The following is a 12,759-nucleotide window of genomic DNA, read 5'->3' as shown; positions in this document are numbered from 1 at the left end:
TCCCCCCTGCAACCGTGTGCCCCAGCCGGCGGAAAGGCCCCCATGAACGACACCGTGCTTGCGGCTGAACAGGGCCGCTTCGGCGCCATCGAGCCGGACAACGGCCACCCGGGCACGCCCAGCCTGCCGCAGGTGCATCGCAGCATTGCCGTGCCGCGCGGCGACAGCCGCTCGGACAACGCGCGCCGCGTGCTGGCGTTTGCCGGGCCCGGCTACATGGTGGCCGTGGGCTACATGGACCCGGGCAACTGGGCCACCTCCATCGCGGGCGGCTCGCAGTTCGGCTACTCGCTGCTGGCGGTGATCTTTGCCTCCAACCTGATGGCCATGCTGTTCCAGGCGGCGGCCGTGCGCCTGGGCCTGGCCAGCGGGCGGGACCTGGCCCAGGCCTGCCGCGCGCAGTTTTCACCGCGCATCAACCTGGTGCTGTGGTTCTTCTGCGAGATCGCCATCGTGGCCTGCAACCTGGCCGAGGTGCTGGGCATGGCCATCGGCCTGAACCTGCTGTTCGGCCTGCCGCTGCTGGCCGGCGTGTGCATCACGGTGGTGGATGTGATGCTGATCCTGGCGCTGCAAAGCCGGGGCTTTCGCTGCCTGGAATCGGTGGTGATCGCCCTGGTGGCATTGATCGGCCTGTGCTTTGCCGCCCAGCTGGTGTGGCTGCAGCCGCCCGTGGCGGCCGTGCTGCGCGGGCTGCTGCCGGGCATGGAGATCGTGGCCGATCCGCAGATGCTGTACCTGGCCGTGGGCATCGTGGGGGCCACGGTGATGCCGCACAACCTCTACCTGCATTCGTCCATCGTGCAGACACGCCGGCATGACACCACGCTCCAGGGCACGCGCCAGGCCATCCGCCTGGCCACGCTGGACTCCACGGTGGCGCTGGGGCTGGCGCTGTTCGTGAACGCCGCCATCCTGGTGGTGGCGGCCGGCGCGTTCAACCGGCCCGGCCAGGCGCCGGTGACCGAGCTGTCGGACGCCTACCACCTGCTGTCGCCGCTGCTGGGCGTGGGCATCGCCAGCGCGGTGTTCGGCGTGGCGCTGCTGGCCTCGGGGCTGAGTTCTTCGGTCACGGGCACGCTGGCCGGGCAGATCGTGATGGAAGGCTTCTTGCAGATCCGCCTGTCGCCCGCGCTGCGCGCCCTGCTGACGCGCTGCATCGCCATCGTGCCCGCCGTGGTGGCCACCGCCTGGTTCGGCAGCACCGGCGCCAGCGCCCTGCTGGTGTTCAGCCAGGTGGTGCTGAGCCTGCAATTGCCGTTTGCCATCGTGCCGCTGCTGCTGTTCACCACGCGGCGCAAGACGCTGGGCGAGCTGGCCTTTGGCCCAAGGATGTCGGCAGTGCTGTGGGGCTGCGCGGCCCTGGTGGTGTCGCTGAACCTGTGGATGCTGCAGCGGGTGCTGACGGCCTGATCACCCGAACCGGGCATGGCGCCGCGCGGCGCCTTCATAGACGTTTTGCTTCTATCAAACGCCGCTCTTGTTCGTTGGTGGCTTGCCGCGAAGTTCTTAGATTGGTGCCCATAGCCACCAACCCGCGAACTCTCCGCAAGGACGACGACATGACAGCCCTCACTTTGGAAACCGCCTTGCCCCGGGCGCTGCAGGAGGCACAGGACCACGCCCGCGCACAGGGGCTGGGCCACGCAGGCGGCGTGCGCCCGCCCGTGGCCTGGGCGCTGGTGCAGGCCGGCCAGGCCGTGCTGGTCGATGTGCGCACGGCCGAGGAACGCAAGTTCGTCGGCCAGGTGCCCGGCACCCTGCACGTGCCCTGGGCCACGGGCACGGCGCTGACGCGCAACCCGCGCTTTGCCCGCGAGCTGGAAGCGCGCCTGGCCCCGCACGGCGGCAAGGAGGCCGTGGCCCTGCTGCTGTGCCGCAGCGGCAAGCGCTCGGTGCTGGCGGCCCAGGCGGCCGCCCAGGCCGGGTTCGCCCATGTGTTCAACGTGCTCGAAGGCTTCGAGGGCGAGATCGACGCGCGTCAGCAGCGCGGCAAAAACGACGGCTGGCGCTTCCACGGCCTGCCCTGGATTCAAGACTGAAGGAGCACGCAGATGGCCAGTTTCGACATTGCCGGACTCACCCAGAACCTGCATGCGGCGCGCCGCGAATGGCGCGAGGCGCACGGCCGCACCCAGGAGCCCGGGGCGCGCGAGTTTCCCTCGCGCGACGCGCTTTCCACCCTCATCGACCAGCTCAAGGCAGCCCTGTTTCCCATGCGCCTGGGCCCGCACGACCTGCGCCAGGAAAGCGAGGACATCTTCGTGGCGCACCAGCTGGACTCGGCCCTGCATGCGCTGCTGGGCCAGATACGGCTGGAGCTGCGGCTGTCCGCGCCCCACACGGCAGCGGGCGCCGATGCCATGGCGCTGGACATCGCCCGCGCCTTTGCCGAGTCCCTGCCCCAGATCCGCCGCCTGCTCGACAGCGACGTGCTGGCCGCCTTCCAGGGCGATCCCGCCGCGCGCAGCGTGGACGAGGTGCTGCTGTGCTATCCGGGCGTGCTGGCCATGATCCACCACCGCCTGGCCCACCAGCTGTACCTGCTGGAGCAGCCGCTGCTGGCGCGCATCGTGGCCGAGCTGTCGCATGCGCAGACGGGCATCGACATCCACCCGGGCGCGAAGATCGGGCGGGGCTTTTTCATGGACCACGGCACGGGCGTGGTGATCGGCGAGACCGCCGTGATCGGCGAGCGCGTGCGGCTGTACCAGGCCGTCACCCTGGGCGCCAAGCGCTTTCCCACCGATGAGCACGGCCACCTGCGCAAGGGCCTGGCGCGCCATCCGGTGGTGGAGGACGACGTGGTCATCTACGCGGGCGCCACCATCCTGGGCCGCGTCACGCTGGGGCGCGGCGCCGTCATCGGCGGCAATGTCTGGGTGACCGAGGACGTGCCGCCCGGCGCCCATGTCACCCAGGCCCATGCGCGCGAGCACGCGCAGCAGCCCCGGGAGGTGGCCCTATGAGCACCCGTCTTGTCACCAGCTTCGGCATTGCCGTGCGCCAGGCGCGCGAGGCCCATGGCTGGTCGCAGGAGCGGCTGGCCGAGCACTCGGACCTGAACCGCTCCTACGTGGGAGAGATAGAGCGCGGCCGCGTCATCGCCTCGCTGCTGACCGTGGAGAAGCTGGCCGTCTCGCTGGGCGTGCAGCCCTCGGCCCTGGTCATGCGCGGCGAGACCGTGGCCCACGACCAGCTGGTGCGCGGCCTGCGCTTGGCGGCTATAGCATGTTGAAGACATGTGCGCGGGCCGGGACACTGGCCCTGTTTTCCCTCCTTCCCCTTCCCTTTTTCCTGAACTGATCACGGAGTCTGCACATGTCGGCAACAGTGGGCGGCACGACCGCGCTAGGCGACAACGCCGCGCGGCAACTGGCCAACGCAACCAAAACCGTTCCCCAGCTTTCGACCATCAGCCCGCGCTGGCTGACGCCCCTGCTGCAATGGTCGCCGGTGGAGGCGGGCATCTACCGCCTCAACCGCGTCAAGAACCCGGAGGCCATCAAGGTCACCTGCACGGCCAAGCAGGAAGACAACCAGCTGCCGCGCACCTATGTGGACTACGAGGAGCAGCCGCGCGAGTACTTCCTCAACGCCGTCTCCACCATCCTGGATGTGCACACGCGCATCTCCGACCTCTACAGCAGCCCGCATGACCAGATCAAGGAACAGCTGCGCCTGACCATCGAGACCATCAAGGAGAACCAGGAAAGCGAGCTGATCAACAACCCCGACTACGGCCTGCTGGCCCAGGTCACGGACGAGCAGCGCATCTTCCCGCTGACCGGCGCGCCCACGCCCGACGACCTGGACGAGCTGCTGACCAAGGTCTGGAAGGAGCCCGCCTTCTTCCTGACCCATCCGCTGGCCATTGCCGCCTTCGGCCGCGAGGCCACGCGCCGCGGCACGCCGCCGCCCACGGTCAGCCTGTTCGGCTCGCAGTTCATCACCTGGCGCGGCATTCCGCTGATCCCCTCGGACAAGGTGCCCGTGGCCGATGGCAAGAGCAAGATCCTGCTGCTGCGCGTGGGCGACAAGCGCCAGGGCGTGGTCGGCCTGTACCAGCCCGGCCTGCCGGGCGAGCAAAGCCCGGGCCTGTCGGTGCGCTTCATGGGCATCAACAACCATGCCATCGCGTCCTACCTGATCTCGCTGTACTGCTCGCTGGCCGTGCTCACGCCCGACGCGCTGGCCGTGCTCGACGATGTCGAGATCGGCAAGTACCACGACTATCCCGACACCTACAAGTAAAGAGGCCGGGCGTTGACCGTGTCTGCAATCACCTCCGTGGCGCCCCAGGCGCCCTTCGACCCCGAGGCGCTGGCGCGCATGGCCAACGCCCTGTTCTCCGCCGCACCGGGATCGGCTCCTGCCCTGCAGGGTCTTCCGGGTCTTCCCGGCCTGCCTGCTGGCGTGCAGGCCCCCGTGAACGTGGCGCCGCCCGGCTCGCCGCTGGCCAGCCCCGCGGGCCTGGGCCCCGGCGTGCCGGGCACGCCCATCCCGCAGGGCCTGGCGCCGGGCAGCAACCTGCTGCCGGCCTCGCCCGCGCCGCTGGCTTCGCTGGCCCACCGCGCGCCCGCGCTGCTGCCCCATGCCCAGGCCGGCAACGGCGTGCCCGACCATGTCGTGAGCGCCCTGCCCGCCTACGAGCCGCGCCTGGGATCGCAGGTGCTGGGCGTGCCCCAGCGCCGGGGCGATCCGCTGGATGCGCTGGCCGCGCTCCCGTTCACGGCACCTGCTGCACCTGCGGCACCTGCGTCACCCGCCGTGCCGCGCATCGGCGTGCCCACCGAAGGGCCCGGCATTGCGTCCGCCGTGCCTTCGGCCGAGCCGCGCTTTTACTTTGTCGATCCCGTGGTGCTGCCCGCCGGCTACACCACGCCGGCCCATCCGCTGCAGCGCCAGCAGGCTTCGCACGGGGCAAGGCATGGAGCGGCCGGCGTGCAGGCGCCCTTCGACGTGCATGCCGTGCGCCGGGACTTTCCCATCCTGTCCGAGCGCGTCAACGGCCGGCCCCTGGCCTGGCTGGACAACGCGGCCACCACGCACAAGCCGCGCGCGGTGATAGAGCGCATTCGCCACTTCTACGAACACGAGAATTCCAACATCCACCGCGCAGCCCATGAACTCGCTGCCCGCGCCACCGACGCCTACGAGGGCGCGCGCGAGAGCGTGCGCCGCTTCATCAACGCGCCCGACGTGAACGAGGTCATCTTCGTGCGCGGCACCACCGAGGCCATCAACCTCGTGGCCAAGAGCTGGGGCTGGCAGCATGTGGGCGAGGGCGACGAGATCATCGTCTCCCACCTGGAGCACCACGCCAACATCGTGCCCTGGCAGCAGCTGGCGGCCGCCAAGGGCGCGAAGATCCGCGTGATCCCGGTGGACGACTCGGGCCAGGTGCTCATCGATGAATACCGCAGGCTGCTGAACCCGCGCACCAAGATCGTCTCCGTCACCCAGGTCTCCAACGCGCTGGGCACGGTCGTGCCCGTGCAGCAGATCGTGGAGCTGGCCCACCAGGCGGGCGCCCGGGCCCTGGTCGATGGCGCGCAGTCGGTCTCGCACATGGCCGTGGACGTGCAGGCCATCGGTGCGGACTTCTTCGTGTTCTCGGGCCACAAGGTCTTCGGCCCCACGGGCATCGGCGTGGTCTGGGGACGGCGCGAGGTGCTGGAGGACATGCCGCCCTGGCAGGGCGGCGGCAACATGATTGCCGACGTGACCTTCGAGAAAACCGTCTACCAGCCCCTGCCCAACACCTTCGAGGCCGGCACCGGCAACATTGCCGACGCCGTGGGCCTGGGCGCCGCCATCGACTACGTGCAGGCCCTGGGCATGGAGCGCATCGCGCGCTACGAGCACGATCTGCTGCAGTACGGCACGCAGGCGCTGGCGCCCATCCCCGGCCTGCGCCTGATCGGCACGGCGGCCGACAAGGCCAGCGTACTGTCCTTCGTGCTCAAGGGCTGGACCACGGCCGAGGTGGGCGAGGCGCTCAACGCCGAAGGCATCGCCGTGCGCACCGGCCACCACTGCGCCCAGCCCATCCTGCGGCGCTTCGGCGTGGAGACCACCGTGCGGCCCTCGCTGGCCTTCTACAACACCACCGAGGAAATCGACCGGCTGGCGGCCGTGGTGCAGGGGCTGGCGGCGCGCAGGCGGGGTTGAGCCACCGGCTCAGCCCAGGCGTCTTGCAAAGGCGTCGCCCGTGGCGCCCATGCCCAGGCGGCCATGCCCAGGCGGCCATGCCCAGGCGGCCATGCCCAGGCGGCCGTGCCCAGGCGGCCGCCCACGTCGTTGGCGCCGCTTGCGCCCGGTGTGCCGCAGGCCGGACCCGGTGGCCATGCCGCGCCACGGCAGCGGACGGAACACGGCATTGGAGTCATGAAAAAGCATTGCCAATATCAGAATGATCCTATGGATTTCCATCAATCATAGGAATAGACTTTGGAGCGCGCCCATCAAACTCTCCTGCATCGTTTCCGGTTTCATTCATATGAAAAAAATCAGATATTTTCTCATTACGGCAACGCTTTGCTTTTCTGTAAGCTCCATTTATGGAGGCATATTTACCCCGGCGTCGTCCACCATCCAATTACCGGAAATCATCAACGTTCCCGCAGGAAATATCATGAATGGATCAGTGCTATGGGAATCGCCCATGGTCAAATCCACCCTCGACACAATTTCCTACAGTGTGCTTTCGGGGCCATCTTCAGAAATATGGCCCCAAATCATGAACGCCACTACGCTGGACGGCGATATCTACTCCACATCTTTGCGCGGAATAGGAATCCGTTGGCGTGCCATATGGAAAGCCAGGAATTTCCCCAATGGCAAAACCATGTCCATCACCACTACGTCCAACAATGCAGGAGCCACGGGATGGCTAAGGAATGATGTACATGAGCAAACCATATGGATGCAACTCATCAAGACAGGCGCCGTTCAATCGGGCACTTTCAGCGTCAGCAGCTATTCATCCGCCCGGTTTGACTGCAATAGCCTTTGCAATAACTGGATCGTGAAGGCGACCGGCAGCACCGTGGTGCGCACAGGCGCCAGTTGCCGGGTGAAGACGAGCAACATCGCCGTGAACCTTCAGCGAATCAACAGGTCACTGTTCAACGGGATAGGCGCTACCTCCGCGCCCCAGCCATTCGATCTGGAACTGATATGCACCGGGGGCGAAGCCAATTCCACCCTGCGCCCGTTCGTCACGCTCACGGATGCCAACGATGCCGCCAACCGCTCCGATGTGCTGACGGTGACCGGAGGGGCTGCCGGCATCGGCATCCAGATCCGCAGCAGCGACAAGGTCATCAGCTACGGCGAGGACTCCGCCAACTTCGGCAATCCCAACCAGTGGCAGGCGGGCACCATCACCCCAAACACCAGCAACCACGTGATTCCATTGACGGCGCGCTATGTCCAGACCCAGCCCTCCGTCACCACAGGCCTGGCCAACGGACGGGCCACCTTCACGCTCAACTACCAGTGACCTGCCAGTGACCTGCCAGTGACACGCTGGCTGCATTGCGGCTGTGCAGGCGCCCGTGCCGATCCTGCGCTGCCGCACCCGGCTGCGCTCACTCGGCCCTGGCGCCCGACACCCGCACCTGCTCGGCCGCCACGGGCATCTGCTCGCGCACGAAGCGCCAGAACGCGTCCACGCCCATGGGCTTGACGGGCAGCGAGCCTTGGTCGATGAACTGCTTTTGCACCTCGGGATTGCGCAGCGCCGTGGCCAGTGCGCCGTTCAGGCGCTCCAGCGCCGCACGCGGCGTGCCGGCCGGGGCAACCAGCCCGTACCAGGAGTCGGTGTAGAAGCCCTTGACGCCTGCTTCCTCGAAGGTGGGCACATCGGGCAGGGCCGGCAGGCGCTGGCGTGAGGCCACGGCCAGGGCGCGCAGCTTGCCCGAGCGGATGAAGGGGATGGCGCCCGTGGTGAGCACGAAGTCCACGCGGCCCGCCATCAGGTCGGTCATGGCCGGGGCCGTGCCCTTGTAGGGGATGTGGGTGACATCCACGCCCGTGAGCTGCTTGAAGCTGGCGCCTGCCAGGTGCTGGCTGGAGCCCACGCCGCCCGAGCCGTAGTTGAGCTGGCCCGGCCTGGCACGCGCCGCCTCCAGCAGATCGTTGACCGAGCGCAGCGGCGAGGCCACGGGCACCAGCAGCACGCTGGGCGAGGTGGTGATCATGCCGATGGGCGCGAAGTCCTTGAGCGGGTCGTGGTTGAGCTTGGCGTAGAGCGCGGAGTTCAGGCCGTGCGAGGCCACGGTGGCCAGCATGATGGTGTTGCCATCGGGCCTTGCGCGGGCTGCCGCGTCGCTGCCCAGGTTGCCGCCCGCGCCGGCCCGGTTGTCGATGGTGATGGGCTGGCCCAGGGCCTCGCTCATGCGCGTGGCCGCCAGCCGCGCCACGTTGTCGGAAGGGCCGCCCGCAGGCCAGCCCACGATGAGGGTGATGGGGCCTTGCGCCAGCGCGGGCAGGGCAAGTGTGCACAGGGTGAGCGCAGCCAGGCTGCGGCGCGACAGAGGGGTCATGGCAGTTGTCCTTGTCCATTCAAAGGTTTGCATGGCCAGGGCCTTCAGGGCTTGCCGTCCTGCCAGGGCATCTCGGTCCAGAGCTTGCGAAAGCCGGCCTCGGTGCGCTCCAGTTCGGCCGCGTAGGCGGGCGGCGCCAGATAGCGCAGCGGCGCGTACATGGCCTCGGCCTGCTGCCTGAACTGCGGGTCGGCCGCGATGGTGGCCACGGCATCGACCAGCTTTTTGCGCACGCCTTCGGGCAAGCCCTTGGGCGCGGCCAGGCCGCGCAGGGAGGCCAGCTCGATATCGATGCCCTGCTCCTTGAACGTAGGCACCTGGGGCGCCAGCGAGCTGCGCGCGGCCGACATCTGGCCCAGCAGGCGGATGGGAGTGCCGCCCTTCTGGTAGGCCAGCACCTCGCCCACGTTGATGGCGCCGATGGTGATCTGCTGGCCCGTGGCGGCGGCGCGCACCTCGCCCGCGCCCTTGTAGGGCACATGGGTGAGCTGCGTGCCGGTGGCCTTGGCGAACAGCAGCATGGCCAGGTGGTCGTCCGAGCCCGTGCCCGTGGTGCCCACGGTCACGGCGCCGGGGTTGGCCCGGGCGTAGGCGGCCAGGCCGGCCAGCGTGGTGATGGCGTTGCTGTTGTGGATGGCGAAGCCGCCCGGGTCGTCCACCAGGTTGCCCAGCAGGTCGTACTGGCTCCAGTGGAAGCTGCTCTTGCGCTCGATGGGGATGGTCAGCACGTTGGGCGTGTTGATGAAGCCGATGGTGTAGCCGTCCGGCTTGGCCCGCGCCAGTTCGCCAAAGCCGATGCCGCCGCCCGCGCCGGGGCGGTTGAGCACGACCACGCTGCCGCCCAGCTTCTTTTCCAGATGGCGGGCCAGCAGCCGCGCCACCAGGTCGGTGCCGCCGCCGGGCCCGTAGGCCACGATCATCTCGATGTTGCGCGAGGGATAGGGGACCTCGCCCTGAGTCTGGGTCTGAGCCTGGGCCAGGGCCGGCAGCGCCATGCAGGCGGCGGCCAGGCCTGCGCACAATGCGCGCCTTGCTTGCTGTGTCATCTTTGTCTCCTGGGTCGCCTCTTGCAGTGGTCTGAGAGGCTTTGTAGTCATGGTGAGGGAAGCGGCTAACGGGACGGGGAACGGGACGGGTCCAAGGCCCGGGCGATGCGCTCGCGCGCATGCGGCCAGACCTCGGGATTGACCAGGCGCGCGGGCCGCTGGCCGTCGGCCAGCAACTGCACGATCTGGGTGGCGGCCAGCTCGGCGTTGTTGCGCCGGGCCTCGTGCGTGACACCGGCGGTGTGGAAGGTGGCCACCACCTGGGGCAGGGCCAGCAGCGGATGGGAGGCGGGCGGCGGCTCCTGGTCCCAGACATCGAGCCCGGCGCCGGCCAGGTGGCCGCTGGCCAGGGCGGCGTGCAGGGCGGCCTCGTCATGGATGCCGCCGCGCGCCGTGCTCACGAAAACGGCGCCCGGCTTCATGGCCGCAAAGGCAGCGGCGTTCATGAGCCCCAGCGTGGAGGCATCGCGCGGGCAGTGCAGGGAGACGATGTCAGCGCGCTGCAGCAGTTCGTCGAAGCCGACGGCCTCGGCCCCGCGCGCCGCCAGGCCGGCTGCGTCGTAGGCCGGGTCGCAGCCGATCACCTGCATGCCGAAGGCCCGGCCCAGGGCCGCGACGCGGCTGCCGGCCTCGCCCACGCCGACCAGGCCCAGGGTGCGGCCTCGCAGCTCGTGGCCCATCACGTCCTCGCGGCTGAAGCCCCGGGCAGGGGCGCGCAGCAGGCGGTCGGATTCGTTGATGCGGCGCAGCACGGACAGCATCAGCCCGATGGCCATCTCGGCCACCGAGTCCGCATTGCCGCCCGACTGGTTCATCACGGCCACGCCGGCGCGCGTGCAGGCCTCGATATCGATGGTGTCGCAGCCCGAGCCGCTGGAGGACACGGCCAGCAGATCGGGGCAGCGCGCCAGCAGGTCCGCCGTGGCGAACCAGTGGCGCGGCAGCTCGTCCTTGGCTGCCGTGATCTGGTAGACCTGTGCGCCGGCCAGGGCCTGCCAGGCGGCGGCATCGTCGCCCTCGCGCCGGCAGGTGATCAGTTGCACGCCAGGCGCGGCCGAGACGATGCGGTCGAAGGCCGCATCCAGCCAGTAGTCGAAACGGACAACGCGGCGGTCCATCACAGCACCCCCTTGGCGGCCAGGGTGCGCGCCACCCAGGAGCGGTCGGCGCGGCCTGCGGCAATGGCGGCAAGCACGTCGGCCTCGTCGCGCTGTATGGCCTCCACGCGGTCGGCAATGGCGGCGGCCTCGGCGGCGGGCACGGCCAGCAGGCCGTCGCCATCGCCCAGCACCAGGTCGCCCGGGTGGACGACCATGCCGTCGATGCTGACGGGCACATGCAGCTCGCCGGGGCCGTCCTTGTAGGGGCCGCGGTGCGAGACGCCGCGCGCATACACGGGCAGCTCATGCTGGCCGATGGTGTCGCTGTCGCGGATCAGCCCGTCGATGACGATGCCGGCCGCGCCGCGCGCCATCATCAGCGCCAGCATGATCTCGCCAATGATGGCGTTGGGCCCGGCGCCGCCCGCGTCCACCACGATCACGTCGCCGGGGCCGCAGATGTCGATGGCCTGGTGCACCATGAGGTTGTCGCCGGGCCGCGTGCGCACGGTCAGCGCACGGCCCACCAGCGGCCCCTGGCGGCGGTGAAAGGGCCGCAGCGCCGAGGTGCCCGTGGTGCGGCTCATGGCGTCGCTGACATTGGCGACCGGAAAGCCGCGATAGCGCTGCAGCAGCGCATCGCCAAGGGCGGCCTCGGGCCGGGCGTGGATATGGAATCCGGGAATCTTGCTCACTGCTGTGTCTCCGTCTGTGTCCGTGTCCGTGTCTGTGTCTGTTGTCTGTGTCGATACCGCTGTCTTGCCGCTCAGAACGCATCCCAGGCCTGCGCGTGGCGCACGCAGGCCGGCGTGACCTGGTCCAGGCGCGTGGCACCCAGCATGGCCATGTCGCGCAGCACCTCCTCGCGCAGCAGGGCCATGGCGTGGGCCACGCCCGCCGGCCCGGCCACCGAGGCCGCGTAGTTGAAGGGCCGGCCCACGAACACGCAGCGCGCGCCCAGGGCCAGGGCCTTGAGCACATCGGTGCCCCGGCGCACGCCGCTGTCCAGCATCACCGGCAGGCCGGGCACGGCGCGCACGATGCCGGGCAGCACGCGCAGCGGTGCCACGGCGCCGTCGAGCTGGCGCCCGCCGTGGTTGGAGACGATGAGGCCGTCGGCGCCGTGATCGCGCGCCAGCACGGCGTCTGCGGCCGAAAGAATGCCCTTGACCACGAGCTGCCCCTGCCAGCGCTGGCGGATGGCGGCCAGATGCGGCCAGGCCAGGTGGGAGCGGTCCGAGAAGTCGCGCATCACGCTGGCCGACAGGATGGGCGCGCCCCGGTGCGCATAGTTGTTCTCGAAATGCGGCATGCCGTGGCGCCACAGGGTCTTGAGAAAGCTGCCGAACAGCCAGCGCGGATGGCTGATGCCCTGCCAGGCCAGGCCCGGCCCGGGCCGCAGCGGCGTGGAGAAACCGGCGCGCACATTGTTCTCGCGGTTGGCGGCCACGGGCGTGTCCACCGTGATCACCAGGGTCTGCACGCCGGCGGCGGCCACGCGGTCCAGCAGCGCATCGATCTGGCCCTGGTCACCCGGCAGGTAGGCCTGGAACCAAGTGTGGGGCGCGGCCGCCATCACCTCCTCCAGCCGGATCAGCGAGGAGCCGCTCATGATGGCCGGCACGCCCGCGTGCTGTGCGGCCTGGGCCAGCACCAGGTCGCCCCGGTAGGCCGAAAGCGCGGCAATGCCCATGGGCGCCACGCCGAAGGGCGCGCCGTAGCGGCGCCCGAACAGCTCGAAGGAGGGGTCGCGCTGCGCCACGCCCACCAGCGCGCGCGGCACGAAGGCCAGCTCGGCAAAGGCGCGGCGGTTGTCCGCCAGCGAGGCGTTGTCCTCCACCGCGCCGCTGATGTAGGCATGGATGGGGCGCGGCAGATGGCGCCGCGCCAGCCGCTCGAAATCATCGAGCGACAGCACCTGGCGCAGGCGGCGCGGCGGCCGGGCAGGGGCTGGTGCAGCGGCTGCAGGAGCGGTGGTGGAGGGGACGGTGTTGGCAGGCATTGCCGGCCAATGTAGAAGCGCCAACCTGCAAAGAAAAGCGAAATAAATAGGAATCGATA

At 69.4% G+C, this 12,759-nt stretch carries 13 protein-coding genes; 7 read left to right on the top strand and 6 right to left on the bottom strand.

Going from position 1 to position 12,759, the window contains the following annotated elements:
- Positions 1–42: 42 nt before the first annotated feature.
- The 6 genes from U6958_RS06115 (at position 43) to U6958_RS06090 (ending at position 6,174) form a co-directional block, all read left to right on the top strand.
- Positions 43–1,413, top strand: coding sequence for an Nramp family divalent metal transporter (locus U6958_RS06115; RefSeq protein ID WP_074922397.1), 1,371 nt, complete (start codon positions 43–45; stop codon positions 1,411–1,413).
- Between the two features lie 149 nt (positions 1,414–1,562).
- Positions 1,563–2,042 carry a rhodanese-like domain-containing protein gene (locus tag U6958_RS06110; RefSeq protein WP_034363355.1) on the top strand — a complete coding sequence of 160 codons (480 nt, stop codon included), beginning with the start codon at positions 1,563–1,565 and terminating at the stop codon, positions 2,040–2,042.
- A gap of 12 nt (positions 2,043–2,054) precedes the next feature.
- Positions 2,055–2,969 carry a serine O-acetyltransferase EpsC gene (gene epsC / locus U6958_RS06105; RefSeq protein ID WP_013800567.1) on the top strand — a complete coding sequence of 305 codons (915 nt, stop codon included), beginning with the start codon at positions 2,055–2,057 and terminating at the stop codon, positions 2,967–2,969.
- A complete protein-coding gene (locus tag U6958_RS06100; RefSeq protein WP_012207587.1) occupies positions 2,966–3,238 on the top strand; it encodes a helix-turn-helix transcriptional regulator in 273 nt (90 codons plus the stop codon). Before epsC ends, U6958_RS06100 begins: the two co-directional genes overlap by 4 nt.
- Before the next feature lie 83 nt (positions 3,239–3,321).
- Entirely contained in the window at positions 3,322–4,254 is a 933-nt protein-coding gene (locus U6958_RS06095) for a family 2A encapsulin nanocompartment shell protein (protein ID WP_074922398.1), read from the top strand.
- A 12-nt stretch (positions 4,255–4,266) separates the two neighbouring features.
- Entirely contained in the window at positions 4,267–6,174 is a 1,908-nt protein-coding gene (locus U6958_RS06090) for a family 2A encapsulin nanocompartment cargo protein cysteine desulfurase (protein WP_074922399.1), read from the top strand.
- Positions 6,175–6,183: 9 nt separating this feature from the next.
- Here U6958_RS06090 and U6958_RS06085 read toward each other — a convergent pair whose 3' ends face one another.
- The gene (locus U6958_RS06085) at positions 6,184–6,402 is read right to left on the bottom strand and encodes a hypothetical protein (protein WP_074922400.1); all 219 of its coding nucleotides are present in this window, start codon (positions 6,400–6,402) and stop codon (positions 6,184–6,186) included.
- Between the two features lie 100 nt (positions 6,403–6,502).
- On the opposite strand from U6958_RS06085, the gene U6958_RS06080 reads away from it, so the two are divergent.
- Positions 6,503–7,507 carry a fimbrial protein gene (locus U6958_RS06080; RefSeq protein ID WP_223275305.1) on the top strand — a complete coding sequence of 335 codons (1,005 nt, stop codon included), beginning with the start codon at positions 6,503–6,505 and terminating at the stop codon, positions 7,505–7,507.
- Between the two features lie 88 nt (positions 7,508–7,595).
- Here the strand turns inward: U6958_RS06080 and U6958_RS06075 are convergent, their stop codons facing one another.
- The 5 genes from U6958_RS06075 to U6958_RS06055 form a co-directional block, all read right to left on the bottom strand.
- Positions 7,596–8,552: a tripartite tricarboxylate transporter substrate binding protein gene (locus tag U6958_RS06075; protein WP_063328434.1), complete on the bottom strand. Its 957-nt coding sequence runs from the start codon at positions 8,550–8,552 to the stop codon at positions 7,596–7,598.
- A 44-nt stretch (positions 8,553–8,596) separates the two neighbouring features.
- Entirely contained in the window at positions 8,597–9,598 is a 1,002-nt protein-coding gene (locus U6958_RS06070; RefSeq protein ID WP_074922401.1) for a tripartite tricarboxylate transporter substrate binding protein, read from the bottom strand.
- 65 nt (positions 9,599–9,663) lie between these two features.
- Positions 9,664–10,716: a hydroxyacid dehydrogenase gene (locus U6958_RS06065; protein ID WP_074922402.1), complete on the bottom strand. Its 1,053-nt coding sequence runs from the start codon at positions 10,714–10,716 to the stop codon at positions 9,664–9,666.
- The gene (locus U6958_RS06060; RefSeq protein ID WP_034400240.1) at positions 10,716–11,393 is read right to left on the bottom strand and encodes an RraA family protein; all 678 of its coding nucleotides are present in this window, start codon (positions 11,391–11,393) and stop codon (positions 10,716–10,718) included. The genes U6958_RS06065 and U6958_RS06060 overlap by 1 nt, the downstream gene beginning before the upstream one ends.
- Before the next feature lie 71 nt (positions 11,394–11,464).
- Positions 11,465–12,700 carry an alpha-hydroxy acid oxidase gene (locus tag U6958_RS06055; protein WP_074922403.1) on the bottom strand — a complete coding sequence of 412 codons (1,236 nt, stop codon included), beginning with the start codon at positions 12,698–12,700 and terminating at the stop codon, positions 11,465–11,467.
- Between the last annotated feature and the right edge of the window lie 59 nt (positions 12,701–12,759).

The sequence above is a fragment of the Delftia lacustris genome, assembly GCF_040267515.1.
GTDB lineage: Bacteria > Pseudomonadota > Gammaproteobacteria > Burkholderiales > Burkholderiaceae_C > Comamonas > Comamonas tsuruhatensis.
The sequence above is the reverse complement of the archived record's forward strand: the minus strand, read 5'-3'. Positions and strand labels throughout refer to the sequence as shown.